General features: G+C 51.3%; 18 protein-coding genes. 8 read left to right on the top strand and 10 right to left on the bottom strand.

Annotated elements, in window-relative coordinates:
* Positions 1–7 precede the first annotated feature (7 nt).
* From KF749_10780 to KF749_10765, 4 genes are all read right to left on the bottom strand, one after another.
* The gene (locus KF749_10780) at positions 8–1186 is read right to left on the bottom strand and encodes an HDOD domain-containing protein (protein MBX2991637.1); all 1179 of its coding nucleotides are present in this window, start codon (positions 1184–1186) and stop codon (positions 8–10) included.
* On the bottom strand, positions 1183–4053 hold the full coding sequence (locus KF749_10775; GenBank protein ID MBX2991636.1) for a PAS domain S-box protein: 2871 nt from the start codon (positions 4051–4053) through the stop codon (positions 1183–1185). The genes KF749_10780 and KF749_10775 overlap by 4 nt, the downstream gene beginning before the upstream one ends.
* A gap of 218 nt (positions 4054–4271) precedes the next feature.
* On the bottom strand, positions 4272–4904 hold the full coding sequence (locus KF749_10770; protein ID MBX2991635.1) for a response regulator transcription factor: 633 nt from the start codon (positions 4902–4904) through the stop codon (positions 4272–4274).
* Positions 4901–9001: a PAS domain S-box protein gene (locus KF749_10765; GenBank protein MBX2991634.1), complete on the bottom strand. Its 4101-nt coding sequence runs from the start codon at positions 8999–9001 to the stop codon at positions 4901–4903. Before KF749_10765 ends, KF749_10770 begins: the two co-directional genes overlap by 4 nt.
* A 389-nt stretch (positions 9002–9390) precedes the next feature.
* On the opposite strand from KF749_10765, the gene KF749_10760 reads away from it, so the two are divergent.
* A complete protein-coding gene (locus KF749_10760; GenBank protein MBX2991633.1) occupies positions 9391–9858 on the top strand; it encodes a hypothetical protein in 468 nt (155 codons plus the stop codon).
* A 54-nt stretch (positions 9859–9912) separates the two neighbouring features.
* Here KF749_10760 and KF749_10755 read toward each other — a convergent pair whose 3' ends face one another.
* From KF749_10755 to KF749_10745, 3 genes are all read right to left on the bottom strand, one after another.
* Positions 9913–10203, bottom strand: a complete 291-nt coding sequence (locus KF749_10755; protein MBX2991632.1) for a 4a-hydroxytetrahydrobiopterin dehydratase — start codon at positions 10201–10203, stop codon at positions 9913–9915.
* Positions 10204–10221: 18 nt separating this feature from the next.
* Complete coding sequence (locus KF749_10750; protein ID MBX2991631.1) at positions 10222–11331, bottom strand: hypothetical protein; 1110 nt, start codon at positions 11329–11331, stop codon at positions 10222–10224.
* A gap of 143 nt (positions 11332–11474) precedes the next feature.
* Entirely contained in the window at positions 11475–12545 is a 1071-nt protein-coding gene (locus KF749_10745) for a class I fructose-bisphosphate aldolase (GenBank protein ID MBX2991630.1), read from the bottom strand.
* Positions 12546–12886: 341 nt separating this feature from the next.
* Here KF749_10745 and KF749_10740 point away from each other — a divergent pair, with 341 nt between their 5' ends.
* The 4 genes from KF749_10740 (at position 12887) to KF749_10725 (ending at position 14855) form a co-directional block, all read left to right on the top strand.
* Positions 12887–13036, top strand: a complete 150-nt coding sequence (locus KF749_10740; GenBank protein ID MBX2991629.1) for a hypothetical protein — start codon at positions 12887–12889, stop codon at positions 13034–13036.
* A gap of 546 nt (positions 13037–13582) precedes the next feature.
* On the top strand, positions 13583–13783 hold the full coding sequence (locus KF749_10735) for a cold-shock protein (protein ID MBX2991628.1): 201 nt from the start codon (positions 13583–13585) through the stop codon (positions 13781–13783).
* Between the two features lie 94 nt (positions 13784–13877).
* On the top strand, positions 13878–14078 hold the full coding sequence (locus KF749_10730) for a cold shock domain-containing protein (GenBank protein MBX2991627.1): 201 nt from the start codon (positions 13878–13880) through the stop codon (positions 14076–14078).
* A 6-nt stretch (positions 14079–14084) separates the two neighbouring features.
* Positions 14085–14855: a carbon-nitrogen family hydrolase gene (locus KF749_10725; GenBank protein ID MBX2991626.1), complete on the top strand. Its 771-nt coding sequence runs from the start codon at positions 14085–14087 to the stop codon at positions 14853–14855.
* Here KF749_10725 and KF749_10720 read toward each other — a convergent pair.
* Both KF749_10720 and queF read right to left on the bottom strand, forming a co-directional pair.
* On the bottom strand, positions 14852–15451 hold the full coding sequence (locus tag KF749_10720; GenBank protein ID MBX2991625.1) for a queuosine precursor transporter: 600 nt from the start codon (positions 15449–15451) through the stop codon (positions 14852–14854). The genes KF749_10725 and KF749_10720 overlap by 4 nt on opposite strands.
* A gap of 5 nt (positions 15452–15456) precedes the next feature.
* On the bottom strand, positions 15457–15864 hold the full coding sequence (gene queF, locus KF749_10715; GenBank protein ID MBX2991624.1) for a preQ(1) synthase: 408 nt from the start codon (positions 15862–15864) through the stop codon (positions 15457–15459).
* 103 nt (positions 15865–15967) lie between these two features.
* Between queF and KF749_10710 the strand changes: the two genes are divergently transcribed.
* From KF749_10710 to KF749_10700, 3 genes are all read left to right on the top strand, one after another.
* Positions 15968–16474: a thioredoxin family protein gene (locus KF749_10710; protein MBX2991623.1), complete on the top strand. Its 507-nt coding sequence runs from the start codon at positions 15968–15970 to the stop codon at positions 16472–16474.
* An 89-nt stretch (positions 16475–16563) separates the two neighbouring features.
* Positions 16564–18768, top strand: coding sequence for a tetratricopeptide repeat protein (locus KF749_10705; protein MBX2991622.1), 2205 nt, complete (start codon positions 16564–16566; stop codon positions 18766–18768).
* 331 nt (positions 18769–19099) lie between these two features.
* Positions 19100–19240, top strand: a complete 141-nt coding sequence (locus KF749_10700; GenBank protein ID MBX2991621.1) for a hypothetical protein — start codon at positions 19100–19102, stop codon at positions 19238–19240.
* A gap of 60 nt (positions 19241–19300) precedes the next feature.
* On the opposite strand, the gene KF749_10695 is transcribed toward KF749_10700, so the two are convergent.
* The coding region (locus tag KF749_10695; protein MBX2991620.1) for a hypothetical protein at positions 19301–19561 on the bottom strand (261 nt) is incomplete at its 5' end.

Genomic DNA, 19561 nt, shown 5'->3' with positions numbered 1-19561 from the left:
CATGTGTTTAGTTGTAGATTCGTGTTCTCCATTTATCGATCAGACCGTTGAGGGACGGATCGTAGGGGGACGCGTCGTATTCGTTGTCGAGAACATTTGCTATTTGCAGAATTGTTGCCACACTATCGCCCTGTACATTCCCGTGATGACGGCCAACGGCAGAGCTGATGAATTTCGGGAAGTTCCAGAACTCGAGAACAGCCTCGCCAACAACGTCATGTGTTACGCCGAAGATCTCACGCTCGACAACATGCCGGGGCGCAGTACCGTCGGCTATCGAAGCGCGGTAACGGGCATACTTCTCCGGCTTTGTGCAGAGTTGAACAACCATGCCTATCTCCTGAAGGAGTGCAGCGATATTGATGGCATGCGATTGCTCGAACCCATTCCATGAGGCCGCGATGGTTTTGGCAAGCCCGGCGCGGCGCAATGCCTGATCCCAAATGTGATCAATCTCTGCAGTCAGTTCGATTTTGGAGCATTGACAGATCGAACCGAACGACTCCACGGCGAGTGCCATTGCCGCGACGTTGGCTGTCCCGATGATCCGAATTGCATCAAGCACTGAACTGATCTTGTGTCGGGACCCGAAATACACCGAGTTAGCCGAACGCAGTAATCGTGCGACGAGAGCCGGGCTCCCTTCAATCTGTTGTGCAAGGTCATGCGCAGTTGAATCCGGGTTTGACAGCACTTCCCACAACCCGGTCTGGAACTTTGTAGGTGACGGAAGCGCGGTAAGCGACTTCAATCCCTCTTTAAGCCGAAGGCTGACGAGTTCGTTTTGTACGCGAATTGCGTCGGTAATGGTTTCGCGAAGCGCGTCGTCGTCCCATGGTTTGAAAATATAGTACTGGGCAATGCCGTTGTTGATGGCATCGAAAATGACATCCTTGTCTTCGTATCCGGTCATCGCAATACGAATGCTGTCAGGGTTGATGGTTGCCGCCTTTGTCAACAAGTCGCTTCCGGTCATGTCGGGCATTCGCATATCCGACATGATAATGTTCGTCGGGTTCAGGTTGAGATAGTTAAGCGCTTCAGCCGCGGAATCAAACGTTCGAACCGCAAGCTTCTGGCGGCGCAGCAAACTTGTTACGGCTGCAAGAATAGCCGGTTCATCATCAATCACTACCACCGACGGTGGCGTGCATCCGGAAGTTCCGGCTGTCAGCGCTTCACTCATTCCGCTATCTCTCCTTTTCCCTTCTCCCGATACGGCAGACGGATGGCAAATGTAGATCCGGTCCCGACCGTGCTCTTCACGGATATCGTTCCGGCGTGTTTTTGTATGATGGTGGCTGAAATCCACAGGCCTAACCCCGTTCCCTTCCCGACCGGTTTAGTCGTAAAGAAGGGGTCGAAAATTTTAGGGAGATTCTCCGCCGGTATGCCGCATCCTGTGTCGGTAATTTCAACCACCGCATAATCATCACACACCGACGTTCGCAGCGTGATCAACCCCATCGGCTCAACAGCATGCGCTGCGTTGACGAGTAGATTTACAAATACCTGCTTCAACTCGCCAAGGTTGCACGACACCGGCGGAATTTCCCCGTATTCCCTATTCACTGTTGCCTTGTATTTGATTTCGTTCCATGACAACGTCACGGAATCTTCAAGCGCCTTGTTGATATCGGCGGCACTGTCAACGGCATCGCTCATGTGCGAGAAACCGCGAAGTTGCTCGACAATTGACTTGATCCGATCGGCGCCCACACGCGAGTGCTGCATCAATGTGCCGAAATCTTCTTTTACGAATGCGAGATCGATCTGTTCTTCCTTCGAACGCAATTCGGCAAGAGGCTGTGCGGCAGTCCCGTCGGCGGGGAGGATTTTGCCGAGTTCCCGCCACGCATCCAACAGGGTGATGACATCCTCGAAATATTCTTTGAAACGATTCAGGTTGCTCGAAACAAATGCAAGCGGGTTATTAATCTCGTGCGCGATGCCCGCGGTCAACAAGCCAATGGATGCCATCTTCTCCGATTGGATGAGGCCTTCCTGAATTCGCTTCATTTCGGCAAGTGTTTTCTCCAACTCCACGTTGCGCGAGCGGAGTTCGCTTTCAAGGTGAACGCGGAGTTGTTCGACATGCTTCTGCCTGGTGATATCTTCCTTGACTGCAAGAAAGCTTGTCACAACGCCGTTCTCGTTTTTGATGCCGCTAATATGAGCCATCTCCCAGTACAACTCACCGAACTTGGTTTTGTTATGAAGCTCACCGATCCATTCACCCCCCGCCGTGATGGTTTCCCACAACTTCCGGTATACCTCAGCACCAGTTTCACCCGATTTGAGTATGCGGGGATTTTTGCCAACAACTTCCTCAAGTGTGTAGCCGGTTACATCAGTGAACTTCTTGTTCACATACTGTATTGCACCGGATGTGTCTGTAATGACAATAGAGGCGGGACTTTGCTCCACCGCGACGGAGAGTTGCTGAAGCCGGGCCTCGGCAGCTTTCCGTGCAGAGATATCTCTGTACACCGCATAAAGGCCGACAGTGCTCTCATTTAACAGAATGGGCGAGACAACTACAGATGCAGTGAACTTCGAGCCGTCTTTTCGCATCCGCTGCGTTTCGCTGCGAACCACCTCGCCTTTCAGCGCCGCCTGCTTGATGGAGTCTTTAGGAAGTCCGGGAGGAACCACCAAGTCTTCAAGTCTTCTGCCGCGAACCTCATCGGGACGGTAGTGAAACATATCCGTGAATGCCCGGTTGATATCGACCAGGAAACCCTCCCGTCCCACAATTGCAATAGCGTCGGGAGATGCCTCGAACAGTTGCTGGAAGTAAGCACGCTGTCGCGTGGTTTCCTTCAGAAGAAGATCCTTTTGCGACACGACGGCGTTCAACTTGTCGTAGGTACTTTTCAGTTCTGTTACGTCCATCGAGACGCCGACGACCCCTGCGAGATTTCCGCTGATGTCGAAATAGGGCGCCTTGTGCACGATCAGTTGATGCACTTTGCCTGCATTATCCTTAAAAGGGATATGATAGACGCTGAGTTGGCGATTCGTGTGTACTTCTTGATCTTCTTGAAGATGAATCTTGCTTTCATCCTCTGTCGTAAAATCGGTAACGGTACTTACAAGAAGTTGTTCGCGGGTTTTCCCCGCCATTTGTTGGAATGCCCTGTTGACACCGAGGTATGTGCCTTCGAGATTCTTATAAAATACCGGAAGAGGAATGACGTCGAGTAGCGCCTCCAGAAACTGCTTTTGTTCAAGGGTCTCTCGTAGATTCTGTTGTTGTTGCGTAATATCCCGCGCGAATATGGCGGCTCCTGAGACATCTCCCGCAGTCATTCGGATGGGCGTGAACGTGCATTGAAAGTACCTGCCCTCTTTTCGATGCAGCAGGTCAATCGAAGAACACTCCCCTCGCAACGCTCTTTCCAGATGCTTTTTAAATTGGGACGTGAGAGAATCATCCGGCATAAAATCAAATATGCTCGTGCCGGGGCGGATATCTACGCCATACAGCTCGCGCATGAACGTTGCGTGAACCTTGTTGAAGGAGGTGTAACAATGGTTGCCGTCGACCGAAAACACTGCCGAATCGCTGCTCTCAAGGATGGCATGGAGCAGGGCATGATTGTGGGCTACACTCTTCTCTGCAACAACACGCTCCGTAATGTCGCGGGCACTGAATACCGCCCCTGTGACCTCACCGTCATTCACGATTGCATTGCCGGTGGCTTCCATCCAGATGTACTCGCCGTCGGCTTTGCGGCAACGGAACTGCACTCTCCCGGAGGATTTGGTCTTGATGGCGTTGTCAAACGTAATCAGAACAGCACACACATCATCACCGTGGACAAACTCGAAGATCGAACGGCCAAGAAGTTCCTCCGGCTCGTATCCCAGCACGGTTTTGTATGACGGACTTGCGTATAAGAACATTCCGGCAAGGTCCGCTTCGCCGACAATATCATGCATGTATTGCAGGATACGCTCGAGCCGATCCTTGCTCATGATGTCGAGGGACACAGAACGTCTTGCCTCGCCCTGCGGCGCAGCATGAGTATTCAGAATTGTTATTGACATCGCGTTTCCCCCGTTACGACTTTGACTTTCTGCCACATGTCAGAAAGGTGTACCGGAAAGATAGTGACCGGGAGAGGCGGCAGGCGTAGTCAGGAGTATGATTTACAAATCATCATACCGCTGACAGCAATATCGCTGATGACGATTTGGCAGGATGGACTTGCCCGAAGCGGTGTGAACAAACACCGGTTTAATGGCGAGTCAAGGCGTGCCTTCCGTTAATGAATCAATTTGTTGGCATACGCGTACTGAATAATCTCGGCATTCGTGCGGAGGTGCATCTTCTCCAGAATACGTCTGCGATGTGTACTGATGGTAGGAATGCTCAATGAAAGGACTTTTGCAACATCGCCTACGGACCTGCCTGAAGCAAGCTGCAAAAACACCTCATATTCGCGTTCTGACAGAAGTTCGTGTGGTAACGCAGTGTTACCGCTCTGCAATCCGTCGGCCAGCTTTTCCGCCATTCCTGTGCTGATATATTTCCGGCCTGAGGCAATTTTTCTGATTGCCATTGCAAGCTCGTGAGGGGCAGATTCTTTCGTCAGATACCCGGATGCGCCCTCCTTCAATGCGCGGACGGCGAATCGTTCCTCGGGGTGCATACTGAGAATGAGAACGCGCAGGTGTTTTGCAGTTTTTGAGAGTTCGTGCAAGATCGAGAGTCCGCTTTCGCCCGGCATGGAAATATCAAGAACAAGAACATCGGCGGGAACGTCACGGGCAAGCGAGAGAACTTCGCGTGCGTCTTTCGCCTCTCCAACAACACGCATGTCGGGTTCGTCGCCAAGCGTCTTTTTGAGTCCTTCACGCACCATGGCGTGGTCGTCGGCTACAAGTATGCGAATCATGCGCGTGTCTTATGATGATGAGGAGATCCGACAAGAGGCAACCGTAGGATTACCGTGGTTCCTTGACCCGCAGTACCGTGTATGGATGCGGTTCCGCCCGCCATGCGTGCCCGTTCCGATATTCCAAGAAGGCCAAGGGAAGTTGTGTTGGCAATTTCTTCGGCACTGATTCCGCGTCCGTTGTCGATAACCTGAAGCTCCAGAAAACCATCACGCTCGGTGAGCAGCGACCGCACGTTCGACGCTTCTGCATGGCGTGCAACATTGGTAAGCGTTTCCTGGAACACCCGGAACAGTGTTGTGGCAGTGTCCTCGTCAACATTGTCGGGGGAGGCATCTGAATGGAATGTGCACACAATCCCTGTTCGCTTCTGAAATTCCTGAGCTTGCCACTCAAGCGCCTCCATAGGGCCAAGTCTGTCAAGCACGCCGGGCCGCAGTTCGGTTGCAATCCGCCTGACTGTCGAAATGGCTGTGTCGATGATGCTCTCCAGTCCGTGCACGTGGTCCAGAATAGGCCCGCTGTTAATTTGCTTGTCGATGCGGAGAGCGGCCTTCTCGATCATTGCCGCCTCGAATTTCAGTGCCGTCAGTTGTTGGCCAAGTTCATCATGGATTTCAAGGGAGATCCTTTTCTGTTCCTCTTCGCGTACGGACCGGAGATGCCTGGACAGTTGGCGCAACTGCTCATTGGAACGGATCAGTTCCACTTCGGCTTTCTTTCTCTCCGTCACATCTTGCACCATTGCCATGAGGCCGATGTAGTTGCCATGATCGTCTTTCAGCGGCGTGTCAAACCACTCGCACAGGATTGTTCTGCCGTCTTTTGTCATGTTTTCGTTGATTGCGCTCAGAGTCTGATTGGATTGCTTCAACTCCTCGACAAAGTTTTGGACAAAATTCCTTGCCGAAGGGGGGACAACAAGATCATACGGGTGCTTGCCGATAACCTCCTCCCGGGAATATCCGAAGATGCGCTCGCAACTCGGATTCCATTCGGTAATCCTAAGTTGTTCATTCAGGAGTACGTACCCGATCGGCATCCTGTCGAATTGAAGCTGAAGCTGTTTGACGAGCCGGCTCCGTTCTTCCGCGAGGAACCGTTGATCCAACTCGGCCAGTTTCAGTGATGTGATATCCAGCATTGAACCAATCATGCGGACGGGCTTGCCTTCGTCGTTTCGAACGAGAAATCCGCGATCAACAACATATCCGTAGGTTCCGTCTGCGTGAAGAAAGCGGTACTCCTCCGACCACGTGTCGACCCGATATTCCAGCGCCGCTCTGAATGTCGCCGTCACGCGTTCACGATCGTCCGGATGTACGGCACGTTCCCAGCTTGCGATGTTGGAGATTGCATCACGCTCGTAGCTGTACAATTTGTAGAAGGCTTCATTCCACCATATTCTGTCTGCTTGAATATCCCAATCCCAAATCGCATCGTTTGTGGCGTTCGAGAGGATCTGGAACCGTTCATGTGATTTTCGCAAATCCTCGATGACTTGCTTCCGTTCCGTAATATCCGTCGAGATGCCGATGACACCGACAAGGTTTCCGCTTTGATCATAGATAGGAGAGTCGCTGACCATTGCGGGAAAGGTAGTTCCATCGCGGCGTCTGACAAGAAACTCGCCCGACCAGGTGGCTCCTTGCGCCAACGCGTTCAGAATATCTTCAGCATTATGTCCGGATGATTCCGGTATTATAGTCTGCAGAATATTTCGCCCTGTAGCTTCCGCAGCAGGCCAGCCGTAAAGTAGTTCGGCAGCCTTGTTCCAGTAGGTGATTGTCCCGTCCAAAGTCGTTGCAATAACTGCTTGCCCGACAGTGTTAAGCAAGCGTGCCTGAAACAGGATTTGTTCCTCTGTTTGTTTGCGGACTTCCTCTTGTTGCAACTTTTCGATTGCAGTAGAGATGTCGTTCGCGACGGTTTCAAGCAAACTGATTTCGTCAGGTGTGAAGAAATTCGTTTCTCCGGCATACAAATTCAGAGATCCGATAAGCTGATCGTTTACATGAAGCGGCAATGCGATCGACGAACGATATCCACGACGCAAAGCCTCATCACGCCAGGGTGACATGAGAGGATCAGCGGCAATATCGTTGGAGAATTGGGGCTTTCCCAGCCTGAGTGCCCTGCCCGTGGGTCCTCTTCCCTCGGGGGTCTCGTCGACGGTGACCTTCTTGATAGCAGCAAGATAACCATCCTCCGCGCCGTCGTGCGCTACAGGAACAACATTGTTCTGTTCATCGACGGCTCCGAGCCATGCCATTCGGAACTTGCCGAACTGAACTGCAATTCTGCATACATCTTCAAACACCTTCTGCCGTGTCGGTGCCTTGACAATGGCTTGGTTGACCTGACTGATGAAGGAGTAGAGGCGATTCAGCTTGAGAAGGTTTTCTTCGTTGGCTTTCCGGTCCGTGATGTCCACATGCGTGCCGAGCATGCGCAACGGCCTGCCTTCAACGTCATATTCGACAATTCTCCCGACGGAAAGAATCCACTTCCATTTACCGGTCTTCGTCCGCTGGCGGAAATCAACACTGTACTCCGGTATTTCGCCTGCAACGTACGCCTTGTAGGTTGCCGTCACGCGTTCGAAATCGTCGGGATGAAGCCTGCTGATCCAGCTTGCATTTGTCTCATGAAATTCACTAAGATCGTAGCCGAGCATTGAGGCGTAATTCTCATTGACGATGGCATCACCCGTTACGATATTCAAATCAAACAAGCCCTGGTTTGCAGCTGAAAGTGCGAGGCGCAGTCGTTCTTCGCTTTGCCGTACGGCATCCTCCAGCCGTCGGCGTTCAACGATATCCCTGATAATCCAGCTGGTACGATCTTCACCTTTCGCTGCCGGGAATATGGTGGAGGAGACTTCACAGGGGATGCGCCTTCCGTCCTTCGCCGTGAATGTCAGTTCACCCTTGAATTTGCCCGTGGTATTGCGTTGGTGTAATGCGTCGATTACAAGAACGTCTGATTCATCGAGAATGCCCTGCCTTCCCACATGCTGGAGTTCATCTTCCGTATATCCGAACATGGCGCATGCGGCGGCGTTTGCCGCGTGAATGCGGCCATCGGGGGATGACAGGAGCACAGCATCGAGACTGTTGGCAAACAGCGACCTGTAGCGTTCCTCGCTTTCCTTCAATGCATCTTCGGCCTGCTTTCTACGTGTGATATCGGTTGCCGTCACGAGAACGCTTGAAATGCCGTCCGCCGTGTGGAGAGGAGTGAAAGCGGCGGCGTATGTCTGCACGGTTGCTTTGGGAAGCAAAATTTCCAAGTCAGCCGATTGCGAAGCCCCCGTTGCGAAAACCTCCTCAATCAGGTTCCTGAAAAACGGCTGCCGGCGTTCGGGAAACCAAGAGGCAAACTGGCTGTTGATGTGACGGAATGGAGTGGTTTCATCATGCATTCGATTTGCGAACAGAATCCGGCCTTGCCGGTCAATTTCCAGAATGAGAGATGGCGTTGCACCGGTGATCTGATTCAATCGTTCCTGGTTTCGGCGGAGGTCGTTCTCGACGCGCTTGCGGGATGAGACGTACCGCTGCAGCAGTACGTAAAGAAGCGTGCCCGTGAAAAGCACAAAGATCCATCCCTTTGCCTGGGAGAATTCGATGAGCTTTTCCGGGTCTGAAACGAGCGAGCCCAGCATGTGGTCGGAGGCGAGAATCCAGATTCCGGCGACGATCAAGTATGCGGCAACAATGCGAACGACTGTCCAATCATGCGAATCAGGCAGAGTTCCGTCTCCCGACTTTTCACGCGTGTTCAGCCCCACTCCGGAACCTGCAATGAACCAGAGAATGGCACAACCAAGCACGCGGTTCACGGAATCGTAGGAGGCCAATTCCTGCATCGGCGAAACGAAAAATGCAATTGCGATGAAGAGGGTGGAAAGAAGCGCGAACAACATGGAGAGTCTTCTCCCCAGGTGAAACCGGGCAAGAAACAAAGGAAGAACATATAGGGGCCAGATTGCGAAGGCAAGCGGCTCACGAAGATCGACGAGGAAAATACAGGTAATGATGATCACGTATCCAACAGCGACGAGTGAACGCTTGCGCAGCCCGGAGTTTTGCATGGAAGTTCCTCTCGCGTGGTGATGAAACAGAGTAGAGGTTGACACGACCCGGTGATTAGCGCGGGTCGGAAATCGAGTGCAGTTCGAATGTAGAAAAATCGACCCGTCCTTTCAACAGGCATGATCAGGAGGGTGATGTACTTCACTTCACGCGCCTTTCTGAAATTCTCTTCATATGCTTGCTTGCAAACGCGAAATCCGCTATCATAGCTACACTTCGTATTCACATTTCCCCAACACTATCTTCAAAGGGTTGTATTATGAGCCGCTTCTTCATCCTTTTTGCCGCCGCAGGTATTCTGCTCGCCGGCTGCAACGACAAGAAACCGCAAACCGAAGCCCCGCGTGACCTGCAAATACAGCAGCAACTGCCCAGCGGCCACCCCGATATTGGCGTAACAGGCGCAACTTCGGTCGCCGGTGTGAGTTGGACTGTTCCGGAGCGATGGAGTGAGGGATCACAGAAGCCCATGAGAGTTGCAACGTACACTACTCCGGCCGCGGCCGGAGATAAGGAAGGCGGCGAGTGCGGGGTGTTTTATTTCGGTAGCGGACAAGGTGGCGACGTCCAGATGAACATCGACCGTTGGGTGAATCAGTTTGAGAACGGCAAGCCGAAGCAATCCTCGAAAGAGGTGAACGGCATGAAGGTGGAATTGGTGCAGATCGACGGAACGTATCTTGCGCCGGGCGGCCCGATGATGCAATCAAGCGGGAAGTTCGAGAAGTACAGGCTCCTTGGCGCGATTGTGGCCGGACCGGAAGGATCCGTGTTCTTCAAGCTAACAGGACCGGCAAAGACCATCGCAGAGGCGGAGAGTGACTTCAACTCCCTTGTTCAGTCACTGAAGAAATAGAGAACATCCACGGATTCTCAAAATCAGTAAGGGGGAAGAAATTCCCCCTTTGTGTTATTGCAGCAACCTTTCCACTTTTCCTGCAAATTGGAAATCCAGATTGCTGATGCCGCTTGCATCGTGCGTCGTCAAATCCATCACAACTTTATTGTACACATTGAACCATTCGGGATGATGGTTCATACCTTCCGCAATCAGCGCAACACGTGACATGAAGCCGAACGCTTCAACAAAGTTCTTGAAAATGAACTCTTTATGCAGTTTTGCATTCTGAATACTCCAACCCGTCAAAGCAGAAACAGAAGCCTGAATTTCCTCGTCGGATAGTTTCTTTCGCTCGGCCATAGTGATCCTTCTTTGTTCTTAAGGCTTCTCAAACGTAAGCAACTCTCGGCACTCACTGCTCATCGGCTTCGGCCCTTCAGTTGATGTGTGCGCACGCACTTTTGCAGAGTCTCCGCGCCGCGGCAGGTACACTTTCCCCACCGGTTTCATCGCAAGTTCCTTCATAACGGAAGCGACTTCAAACGGAAAATCAATGAAGCCGAAATTCCCGACTGTCGGTTCGACAACTATGGAGAGCCTGCCCTTTGATTTTAATATGCGAACGCCTTCGCGGGCAATCGACTTCAGCTTCATCATCGTATCCGCTTTCGCGGCGCCGGCGGAAAAATCAGAATCCCCGGCCTTTGGATAGAAATCCGACGGCGGATCGAGGAAGACATAGTCAACTGTGCCGGATTGCTCGGGAATTCCCGTTTGCAAAATATTCGCCCGCTGAATGCGTTCATCCGATGGCTCGATATCGTACATCTTCATCGTACGATTCGCAAAGTACGGAACCGATCCGATAACATCGCCTGTTGTGCCGCTTCCGGCCATCGGGTCGACAACGAACCAGCCCGGTTCTGTGTAGTAGAACAGCGCGTTGGCAATCACCTGCCCGGGCAGACGACCCTTGAAGCCGGCTTTACCGAAACGCGGATCGGGTGTGTCGAACGACCAGATGTTCCGTTCCTTCAAGTCAAAACCGAAGCGTGTCTTTTCATCTTCCCGCCGGACAAGTTCGTCTTCACGAATTTTCTTCTGTAGGTCGGAAATCGTCCATTTGTGACTTATTGCCGTCTTTTCATATTCGCTTCTCTTGCGGCTTTCGTCGACTTTTGTCGCAAGCTCGAAGTAGAATATTTCAGGCAGAGGGCGCTTCTCAACGTCAGGGTAGTACGTATAGAACATCTGACATTGCTTCAACATATGATAGGGGAACTTGAAGCCCGGAACGTCCGCCATGCGCTTGAGAATCTGTTCTCCGAAAATTCCTTCTTTCAACGCAGCGGGTATCACCTTCTCAACAAGAAACTTTCCGAGATCCCAATAGTTATCCGCAGAGAATGAATTCAGCTTTTCAATAAGGGGGTCGAGGGATGAGGGTTTCGCTGATTTCGAGTGTGCAGCAGGTGAGGGCTTTGCCATACGAACTCCCCGGAGTGTGATAATTGAGTACAGCCGGAATGTGTGACAGAAGGATACTTGAATTTGAACAGGAATGCAAGTCAGCGTGCCGTCGAGGCGCCTCGTTGAAAACCAAGGCGCCTTTTCCGCAAATATTCTACCCGTTATGCGATGGTGATTTCTTTGGCGAGATACACGTCCTGAATCGTGTTCAGGATTGTCACGCCTTCGGCCATCGGGCGCTGGAATGCCTTGCGGCCCGAAATCAGCCCCATGCCGCCCGCCCGCTTGTTGATGACGGCAGTCTTTGCGGCTTCCGCGATGTCGCTTTCGCCGGACGAAGCGCCGCCGGAGTTAATCAGGCCGGATCGTCCCATATAACAATTGGCAACTTGATACCTCGTCAAATCAATCGGGTGGTCGCTGCTCAAATCGCTGTAGACTTTCTTGTGCGTTTTGCCGTAAGGATTTTCTTTTGTGTTCAGCGCATTGTAGCCGCCTGTGTTCTCGGGCAGTTTCTGTTTGATAATGTCGGCTTCGATTGTTACGCCGAGATGGTTCGCTTGGCCCGTCAAATCGGCCGATACGTGATAGTCCTTTTCCTTCGTCTTAAAGGCGGGATTGCGAAGATAGCACCACAGGATTGTCGCCATTCCGAGCTCGTGGGCGTACTTGAACGCTGCACTGACTTCCTGAATCTGGCGCTTCGACTCATCAGATCCGAAGTAGATGGTAGCCCCTACGGCAACGCAGCCCATTTCGAATGCCATATCAACATCCCCGAACATGATCTGGTCGTAGGAGTTCGGGTAGGAAAGAAATTCGTTATGATTGATCTTCGCTATGAACGGAATCTTGTGGGCGTATTTGCGCGAAACCGAACCGAGCACTCCGAAGGTTGAGGCAACAGCGTTGCAACCACCCTCGATTGCAAGTCTTACAATATTCTCGGGATCGAAGTAGATCGGGTTTGGAGCGAACGAAGCCCCGGCCGAATGTTCAATACCCTGATCCACAGGAAGAATCGAGAGGTAGCCTGTCCCGCCCAGCCGTCCGTGGCTGTACAGTTGTTGAATACTGCGCAACACACCCGACTTCCTGTCGCTTGGAATCCATACGCGGTCGATGAAGTCCGGCCCGGGCAGGTGAAGTGATTCTTTGGGAATCGTCTTGCATTGGTGTTCCAGCAGGCCTTTCGCATCTGCCCCCAAAAGCTGTTCAATATTTTTCATCATGGGATAGTTCTCCTACGTTGAATTGATAAGTAAGAATCTGTCGAGTTCGATTTTGGTAATGAACAGGGGAGGAAACGTTGTCGCTTCGGGAACAATAATAGGCAAAATCTCATAGATTTGAAAGAAGAAATATCGTCCATGTGATGGTCATGGCTAAGAACCAGAATGTACTTTTTTCCTCTCTTTGTCCACAAGAATAGGCAAAAAATACCTCCTCTATCCATGGATGTGCTCGCAAGTCAAACAAGATGTGTTGAAATAGGGGGGAATCTTTTCTGGCACACCTTTCGTACTAAAAAGTGATGGCAGAGAAATCACAACATAGCAGAGCGGGGTACGCCATGAAAAAGTCATATCGGTTCGGGCAACTCTCCAAAGGGGAACGGGAGTTTCTGGAGATGATCCTGATGGAAGAAATTGACGTGCAGGCTTGGTACGCACTAACGTACAGCTGCATTCTAAGTGATGAAGTGTTCATGTGCATTCAATAGCAAGGCGCGACAGCGATGAAAGCAGTAGCTATATCAGCATTCCTTGGTGTGTTGGTTGCGATACCCTTCCTCCTGAGCAGTAGAAGAACAACTGTAGTCACAGGTTCGGTGCAACCGCCATCAAACCCGCAACTACTGGACACGGATTTTCGTTACGATGTTGATGACTTTTTCACGGAATGAGATGCCGGGTGGTTGAGGCTCTCCCCTGGTGGGATGGGGAGAACCGTCAAGACACAAGGGTGGAACGAGGCGATACGTTCCACCCTTTTTCTTTGAGAAAAACCGCAAAAATGGGCTTGCAATTCGGCTTTCAAAATCCTATCTTGGTAGCGCAAACAACAGTACACCGTTATTGCACTTTTAATGGTTCCGTTGCTGCAGCGAAGTTCGTACGAATGTTCGGCAGAGGACGTAACAGCGGTGATAGTTGAGTGTGGACACCCGCTACCAGAGCTGTTGGCTATTAAGAGGCAAATTATTCTGGTGCCCTATCTGGGCGGCTCAGCCGTACGCTTGTAGGACTTTTCTGAAAGGATTGTTCCGATGGAAAAAGGAACAGTTAAGTGGTTCAACGGAGCCAAGGGCTTCGGCTTCATTCAACGCGAAACGGGCGAAGATGTGTTCGTCCATTACAAAGCCATCGTTGGCGATGGCTACAAAACGCTGAACGAGGGGGATAAGGTTCAGTTCGATGTTGAAAAGGGGCCGAAAGGATTGCAGGCATCCAACGTGAGCAAGGTCTGACTTCGTTACCATCTGTAATTTGCGGCCCTGGTCCCGAACCATCGGGATTGGGGCTTTCTGTTTTTTTCTTTTAGTACACAAGGAAGGATTTCGCATGGAAGGCACTGTAAAGTTTTTTAACGCAACAAAGGGGTTTGGTTTCATCACGGTTAACGGAGGCGAGGATATTTTCTTTCACCAAAGCAATGTGAAAGAAACCGGCTTCCGGGATCAACTGCGACAGGGAGACCTGGTCGAGTTCGATGTGAAGAATGAGCAAAAAGGAAAACGCGCTATCAATATTGCCCGCAAGTAAGATCGGATGAGCATATTGCGTGCGGGTCTTTGTTTTGACGCCGATGCGCTTCATGATGCCCGCTTCGCTGCACGCCTTACATCGGTAGATGTTCTTCTCTTTCCGGAATTGATGGATGGAGGATATCGTGCCCTCCGGCAGGGCACGCCTCCGCATCATTTTGCGGACCAACTGATTTCTTCACTGAGGAACCTGTCGAAACAAACGCACTGCACCGTTGTTGCCGGCAGTCTGTTCCTCGGCGAAGGAACGTTACTTCCCACAAATACCTCTCTCGTATTCCATCGCGGCAGAGTCATTCACCGCTACGACAAGATTCATCTGTTCAAGCCGGCGGGCGACAGGAAATTCTTCAGACCCGGAAGGTCTGATACATCCACGTTTCGAATCTCAACCCGACACGGATGGTTGCGTGCCGGTGTAGTGATCTGCTATGACCTGCGCTTCCCGGAATTGATCCGAGCGTTGGCACTTAGAGGTTTGCAGATTCTGTTTGTTCCGGCCCGTTGGCCGAGAGTGCGGGACGACGCGTGGCAGACATTGCTGAAAGCACGGGCGATTGAAAACCAGATTTTTGTTGTCGGATGCAATGCCAGCGATACAGAAGGCGGATATTCCTATGCGTTCGATCCCTCGGGCAAATTGATCTTCTCGAGCAGAACATCAAAAGGGAAAGGCCTGCATACGTTTCGGGTTGACATCTCCCGTCTCGATTCTTCAAGGCGGTTGCACAGGAATTTGGCGGATGCAGTGTTCCTGAAATCGAGCCTTCGTTAGTCGTTTCTTGCCTTCGCTGCTTCTTGACGGATGAGGTAAATAAGCGGAACGCTTACCACCGTTATTCCCATCTTCAGCACATATTGGCCCGCAATCAGGGGAACAAGCGGCATTACCCCGGTAAACGCTATCCCAACAAAAACAAGACTATCGACAAATGTAGAAACCGCATTGCTAACAATTACTCTCGCCCATTTGTACCGTCCAATCTTCTCCTTCCACCACGCAAAAATCTCGACGTCAATGAGCGAACTGACAATAAATGCAACAAGGCTCGCAACAACAATGCGTGGCGTTGATCCGAGGGTTGCCGCAAACGCCGTTTGATGTGTATAGAAGTCGGGCGAGGGGAGATGAACGACAAGCAACGTGTACGCTGCAAGTAGTATGTTTGCCGCGAACGCCGCATACACAACCTGCCGCGCCCCCTTTTTCCCAAGGCGTTCGTTGATGAGATCAACAAGAGTGAATGTCACCGCATAGATGAACACTCCGGCAGGTGCCGAGAAACCCAACACCGTGACAGGTTTTGAGGCGGTGACGTTGGCAATCAGGTCGCAGGACACATACAGGGCTATGAGGAACGTGTTGAACATGCACGTTACGAACGTTTCTTCTTTGCCGAAAATTCACGGCTCGCAATCGTATGAATTCCGCCCCGAACTTTGTAGTCGGCTGCCACCTTCATCCATTTTGGGTGGCAGCATTGCACAAGATCCTCCAAAATCCGGTTGACGAGGTGTTCCTGGTAGATCCCGACATTTCTGTAGGAAAGAAGATAATACTTCAGGGAACGCAGTTCGATCAGCGACCTGCTGGGGATGTACTCAATCCTTATTGTGGCGAAATCGGGAAGTCCCGACCAGGGACAAACAGCGGTGAATTCATCCGTGTCTATATTGACGATGATGTCCTTTCCGGGATACTCGTAGGGAAACGTCTCGAGGGCATGTACATCAATAGAGGAACTATCCTGGACATCGTAACGTCTGTCCAATGCTTCAGGCATTGCGTGACCCTTTCCTTGCATTGTGTTTCAGTACGTGAGTTGGTACCTTTAATGGGCACATAATATACTTGATTCACCAATGAAAATAAATCACAGAATACAAATGGGTCGATTGTCCGTAATGCTCTTCGTGCTGCTGCTGGCAGGTTGTTCGACGAAAGAAGCGGAAAAGACGCAAACGGCGTCGGAGAAAATGGTGATAGGATGGGTTGTGCGCGAAGATTTCATGCAGCCCGAATATCCGAGATTTCAGGAGAACTACGATTCATATCAGGTAGATGAGAATTTTGTTCAGATGATTCAGACGCTGCACGAGGGAGTCGAGGTTGTTGTCGTACTCGGTACGTGGTGCGGTGACAGCAAGCGTGAGGTAGCCCGGTTCCTCAAGATCGCCGACCTTGCCACCATTCCTCCTTCTCACATAAAATTCTATGGCGTTGACCGCACAAAAGCGAGCGACGACGGCGTTACAGAGCGATATGACATCAGATTGGTGCCTACCTTCATTTTCCTGAAACACGGCGTTGAAATTGGACGGGTTGTGGAATCCCCCAAAACCTCAATGGAAGAAGACCTCCTCGTTATTCTCGCCGATTCGCAGGGTAGATAGACCTGAAGAGTCCCGGGGCTTTTGCCGATAATCCATACGATGGCATATGTTCGAGAATCATTGAAGAATCGCGCTCCGGTGTAGAGGGAATGGGTTTCAACAAAAGCAATGATATTCAGGATAGGACAACGCTGCTCGAGGAAATCCGGCAGCGGGCGGAAGCCGCGGAACTTGCAAGGATTGAAGCCGAGGAAGCGAGACTATCCCAGAGCCTCTCCGCCGCAGAAGAGACATTCTCCTGCTCCGACCCTGTATCCACGATTGAAGAATCAGAGTTTGACGCGTATCCTGAACTGCAGGTGATGGACGAAGTTGCCTTCAGCCAGGAGAACATCCCTCCGACTCGAGAAGACGAATCCGCAAAGTATGAACGTATAGCAGGCCTCCTCCTTTCAGCTCGATCGAAGTATGAACGTGAAGAATACGAGCACGCGCTTCGCGATCTCGATCGCGTTGCAACGCTGGCACCGAACCATGCAGAAGCTGGTGCATTGCAACATGAAATCCAAAAGGCCAAGAACCTGTCTGAACGACTTCTCCACGAAGAGCAACGCCGAAGAGAAGAAGAGAAGAATAAGGAAGAACTCCTACCGCTAAACATCGTGAGGGTTGCACGGGAATCCGTCGAATCTCAAATCATGGGGGATAGGAAGATCGAGGCGGAAGTGCCCGTCTCAACCGAGTCGGAGGAAGCCAGGAAGGAGAAGCGTTCCTTCAGCTTGCGCATTCTGTCATTTTTCGGGATTTCGCTGGTTGCCTTGTTCGGCGTTGCTACTGTGTTTATCGTTCTCAATCAAGTTCGGGTTGCATATTTTCCACCGACGGTCGGGGTGCTCGTTCTTCCGCCCAGTGTATCGCATAGCGAGGCATATATCGCCGACGGCCTTACCGAAGAACTCCTTCTCCACCTCTCTCACTTACGCGCTGTGAGAGCATATTCCTCCAACACCTCACGGGCAATACGAAGCGGCGATGATATCGCTACTGCGCGCCTGTTAGGTGCTGACTATGTTGTGCAATGGAGTATAGCCGGAACCGGCGGAAGTACAAACATTGACGTGACATTGATTCAGACGGAACAAAGGAAACCCGTGTTGGAATACTCATCCGGCAGCATGCATGATGAATTACCTGTGTGGTGCAGTGACGTAGCATCGAGAATGGCCAACGCGATGAATGTCGATGCAAAGGAAATGCAGGCTGCGTTCATGACCTCGTCGGTAAACGCCGAAGCGTACGAAAGTTACTTGCTTGGACGTGCGATGCTGCGTGAGTCCGGCAACGTGCCGCTCGATTCGATTATCTCGGCTTTCTCCCGTGCCCGGAGCCTTGATCCGACGTTTCCTTATGCCGAAACGTCATTAGGGTGGACACACATTCTCGTTCACGCATCTCAACAAGAGACGATCTCCCCGTATCTTGATTCGGCACAGCAAAGTCTGCACAGGGCTGTGAATTTGGGAGGAGGATCATCCGAGGTGTATCGCCTGTGGGGTGTGATTGATTTCTTCAAGTCGGATTTTCAGCAAGCGGTCAACCGGCTTGAACAGGCTGCGCAAATCGCCGCAAGTGATATTGAGACACAACGATGGCTCGCCCTTGCATATCTTCGGACAGGCAGAAACGAGGAAGCGGTAAAAGCTGGACAGACACTGGTAGAAAGGGATCCGCGTACGCACTCTTCACGCTTGATGCTTGCAACAATCCATCTGATGAACAACGATGCGGTAAATGCTCTTCGCGAACTCGAGTTTCATTCCGATCGCAAGTCCAATTCATATTCTGATGAATACCTCGTTGCGTTGGTTGCCACGAACCAACACGAACGCGCAATTGATATTCTCAAAAGCCGGACCTTGGAAGCACCGGGGAGTTTCATTGCTCATTACGATCTCGGACGTATGTATCAACTTGCCGGAAAATCCAGAACCGAGTGGGAGAAGGTATTTCTTCAGGCACTCCAACTGATCGATGATACGCTCAAAGTGCGTCCCAATTCTGCCGCTGCGCATTCCTATAGCGGACTTGTGTTCACACGGCTTGGCCGTTTTGGCGATGGATTGGCGAGCAACGCAAATGCCCTCGCTCTTTCACCGTCGGATGTTCATATTCTCTATGATTCGGCACGCCTCCACGCCTTGCAGCGGAATCAATCTCCCGATGCCGCACGGTATCTCGTTAAGGCGATGAACAAAAGATTCTTTACGGCGAGTGTGCTTGATCTCGATCTGGCCAGATTTCGCAACAATTCAGGCTTTCGTGATTTGTTGATGCAGCAGGATACTTCGTATTAAGTGTGGGTTAAGTTGTTCGCCGCGTGTTTGCAATCCTCTCTTCCTTTTGTATATTTTCGAAGTCTTGGTATTGACAAGCAAGACTCGATCAGGAACATCCGCAACGCTTCCCGCTCACAGTGTATTGTGCCGTTTTCGGCAAAGGCTTGAGTTGCAGGGAAAAGTGACAATTTGGAGGCATTTCCGGATGTCAGATAAATCCGAAGGCACACGGCAGTCGTGACTATCTCAACGCCTTGTGTCTAGAGTCACGATAACACCCTTGATGTCCTGTTACATTGATTCAGCGCGATAACAACAACAACAATTTTCTCATGGTGGGAGAAACAACATGAAATTTTTCAAGTTTTTTGCTTTGCTTGCGCTGGCATCGGTGCCGCTGTTGCTGATCGAGAAGACGAGGCGAGAGCCGATTCGCGCAGCCGACCCCGATGATGACGATATCTTTGAGCGCGATTTGCGGGTGGAATAACCTGTAGCTTGGTGCTGGACTTTGTTGTGAGCAGGAGTGCCCCGAGGGGCATTTTCTGTTTTAGTAGTTGATAGTTCCCCGTCTCTCCTCGAAATCCCTCCAATGCGCATGTGTGTGAACTGCGCAACTGTCCGGCCGCATTCTATCCACAAAATACTCGGCGTACTTTCCGGGACAGAATTGTGTTGCAAGCTGTTTTGTCTCAATACACACCGAATCCTTCGTCACGGTTGGCGGCTGTACAAAGTACTCAAGTGGCATGTTGATGGTTTTGTCTGCATTGACGTATTTCATGAAGCGACCCCATATCGGGGCTGCTGC

This window comes from Bacteroidota bacterium, assembly GCA_019637975.1.
Taxonomy (GTDB): Bacteria; Bacteroidota; Ignavibacteria; order UBA10030; family UBA6906; genus CAADGV01.
Note: the sequence above shows the minus strand (reverse complement) of the source record. Positions and strands in the feature narration are given on the sequence as shown.

Bases quoted from the DNA above. Each gene is read 5' to 3' on its own strand.
- KF749_10780 (MBX2991637.1), bottom strand. From the start codon at position 1,186: ATGAGTGAAGCGCTGACAGCCGGAACTTCCGGATGCACGCCACCGTCG.
- KF749_10735 (MBX2991628.1), top strand. From the start codon at position 13,583: ATGGAAAAAGGAACAGTTAAGTGGTTCAACGGAGCCAAGGGCTTCGGC.
- KF749_10705 (MBX2991622.1), top strand. From the start codon at position 16,564: ATGGGTTTCAACAAAAGCAATGATATTCAGGATAGGACAACGCTGCTC.
- KF749_10775 (MBX2991636.1), bottom strand. From the start codon at position 4,053: ATGTCAATAACAATTCTGAATACTCATGCTGCGCCGCAGGGCGAGGCA.
- KF749_10725 (MBX2991626.1), top strand. From the start codon at position 14,085: ATGAGCATATTGCGTGCGGGTCTTTGTTTTGACGCCGATGCGCTTCAT.
- KF749_10745 (MBX2991630.1), bottom strand. From the start codon at position 12,545: ATGATGAAAAATATTGAACAGCTTTTGGGGGCAGATGCGAAAGGCCTG.
- KF749_10720 (MBX2991625.1), bottom strand. From the start codon at position 15,451: ATGTTCAACACGTTCCTCATAGCCCTGTATGTGTCCTGCGACCTGATT.
- KF749_10765 (MBX2991634.1), bottom strand. From the start codon at position 9,001: ATGCAAAACTCCGGGCTGCGCAAGCGTTCACTCGTCGCTGTTGGATAC.
- KF749_10730 (MBX2991627.1), top strand. From the start codon at position 13,878: ATGGAAGGCACTGTAAAGTTTTTTAACGCAACAAAGGGGTTTGGTTTC.
- KF749_10750 (MBX2991631.1), bottom strand. From the start codon at position 11,331: ATGGCAAAGCCCTCACCTGCTGCACACTCGAAATCAGCGAAACCCTCA.
- KF749_10700 (MBX2991621.1), top strand. From the start codon at position 19,100: ATGAAATTTTTCAAGTTTTTTGCTTTGCTTGCGCTGGCATCGGTGCCG.
- KF749_10710 (MBX2991623.1), top strand. From the start codon at position 15,968: ATGGGTCGATTGTCCGTAATGCTCTTCGTGCTGCTGCTGGCAGGTTGT.
- queF (MBX2991624.1), bottom strand. From the start codon at position 15,864: ATGCCTGAAGCATTGGACAGACGTTACGATGTCCAGGATAGTTCCTCT.
- KF749_10755 (MBX2991632.1), bottom strand. From the start codon at position 10,203: ATGGCCGAGCGAAAGAAACTATCCGACGAGGAAATTCAGGCTTCTGTT.
- KF749_10770 (MBX2991635.1), bottom strand. From the start codon at position 4,904: ATGATTCGCATACTTGTAGCCGACGACCACGCCATGGTGCGTGAAGGA.
- KF749_10740 (MBX2991629.1), top strand. From the start codon at position 12,887: ATGAAAAAGTCATATCGGTTCGGGCAACTCTCCAAAGGGGAACGGGAG.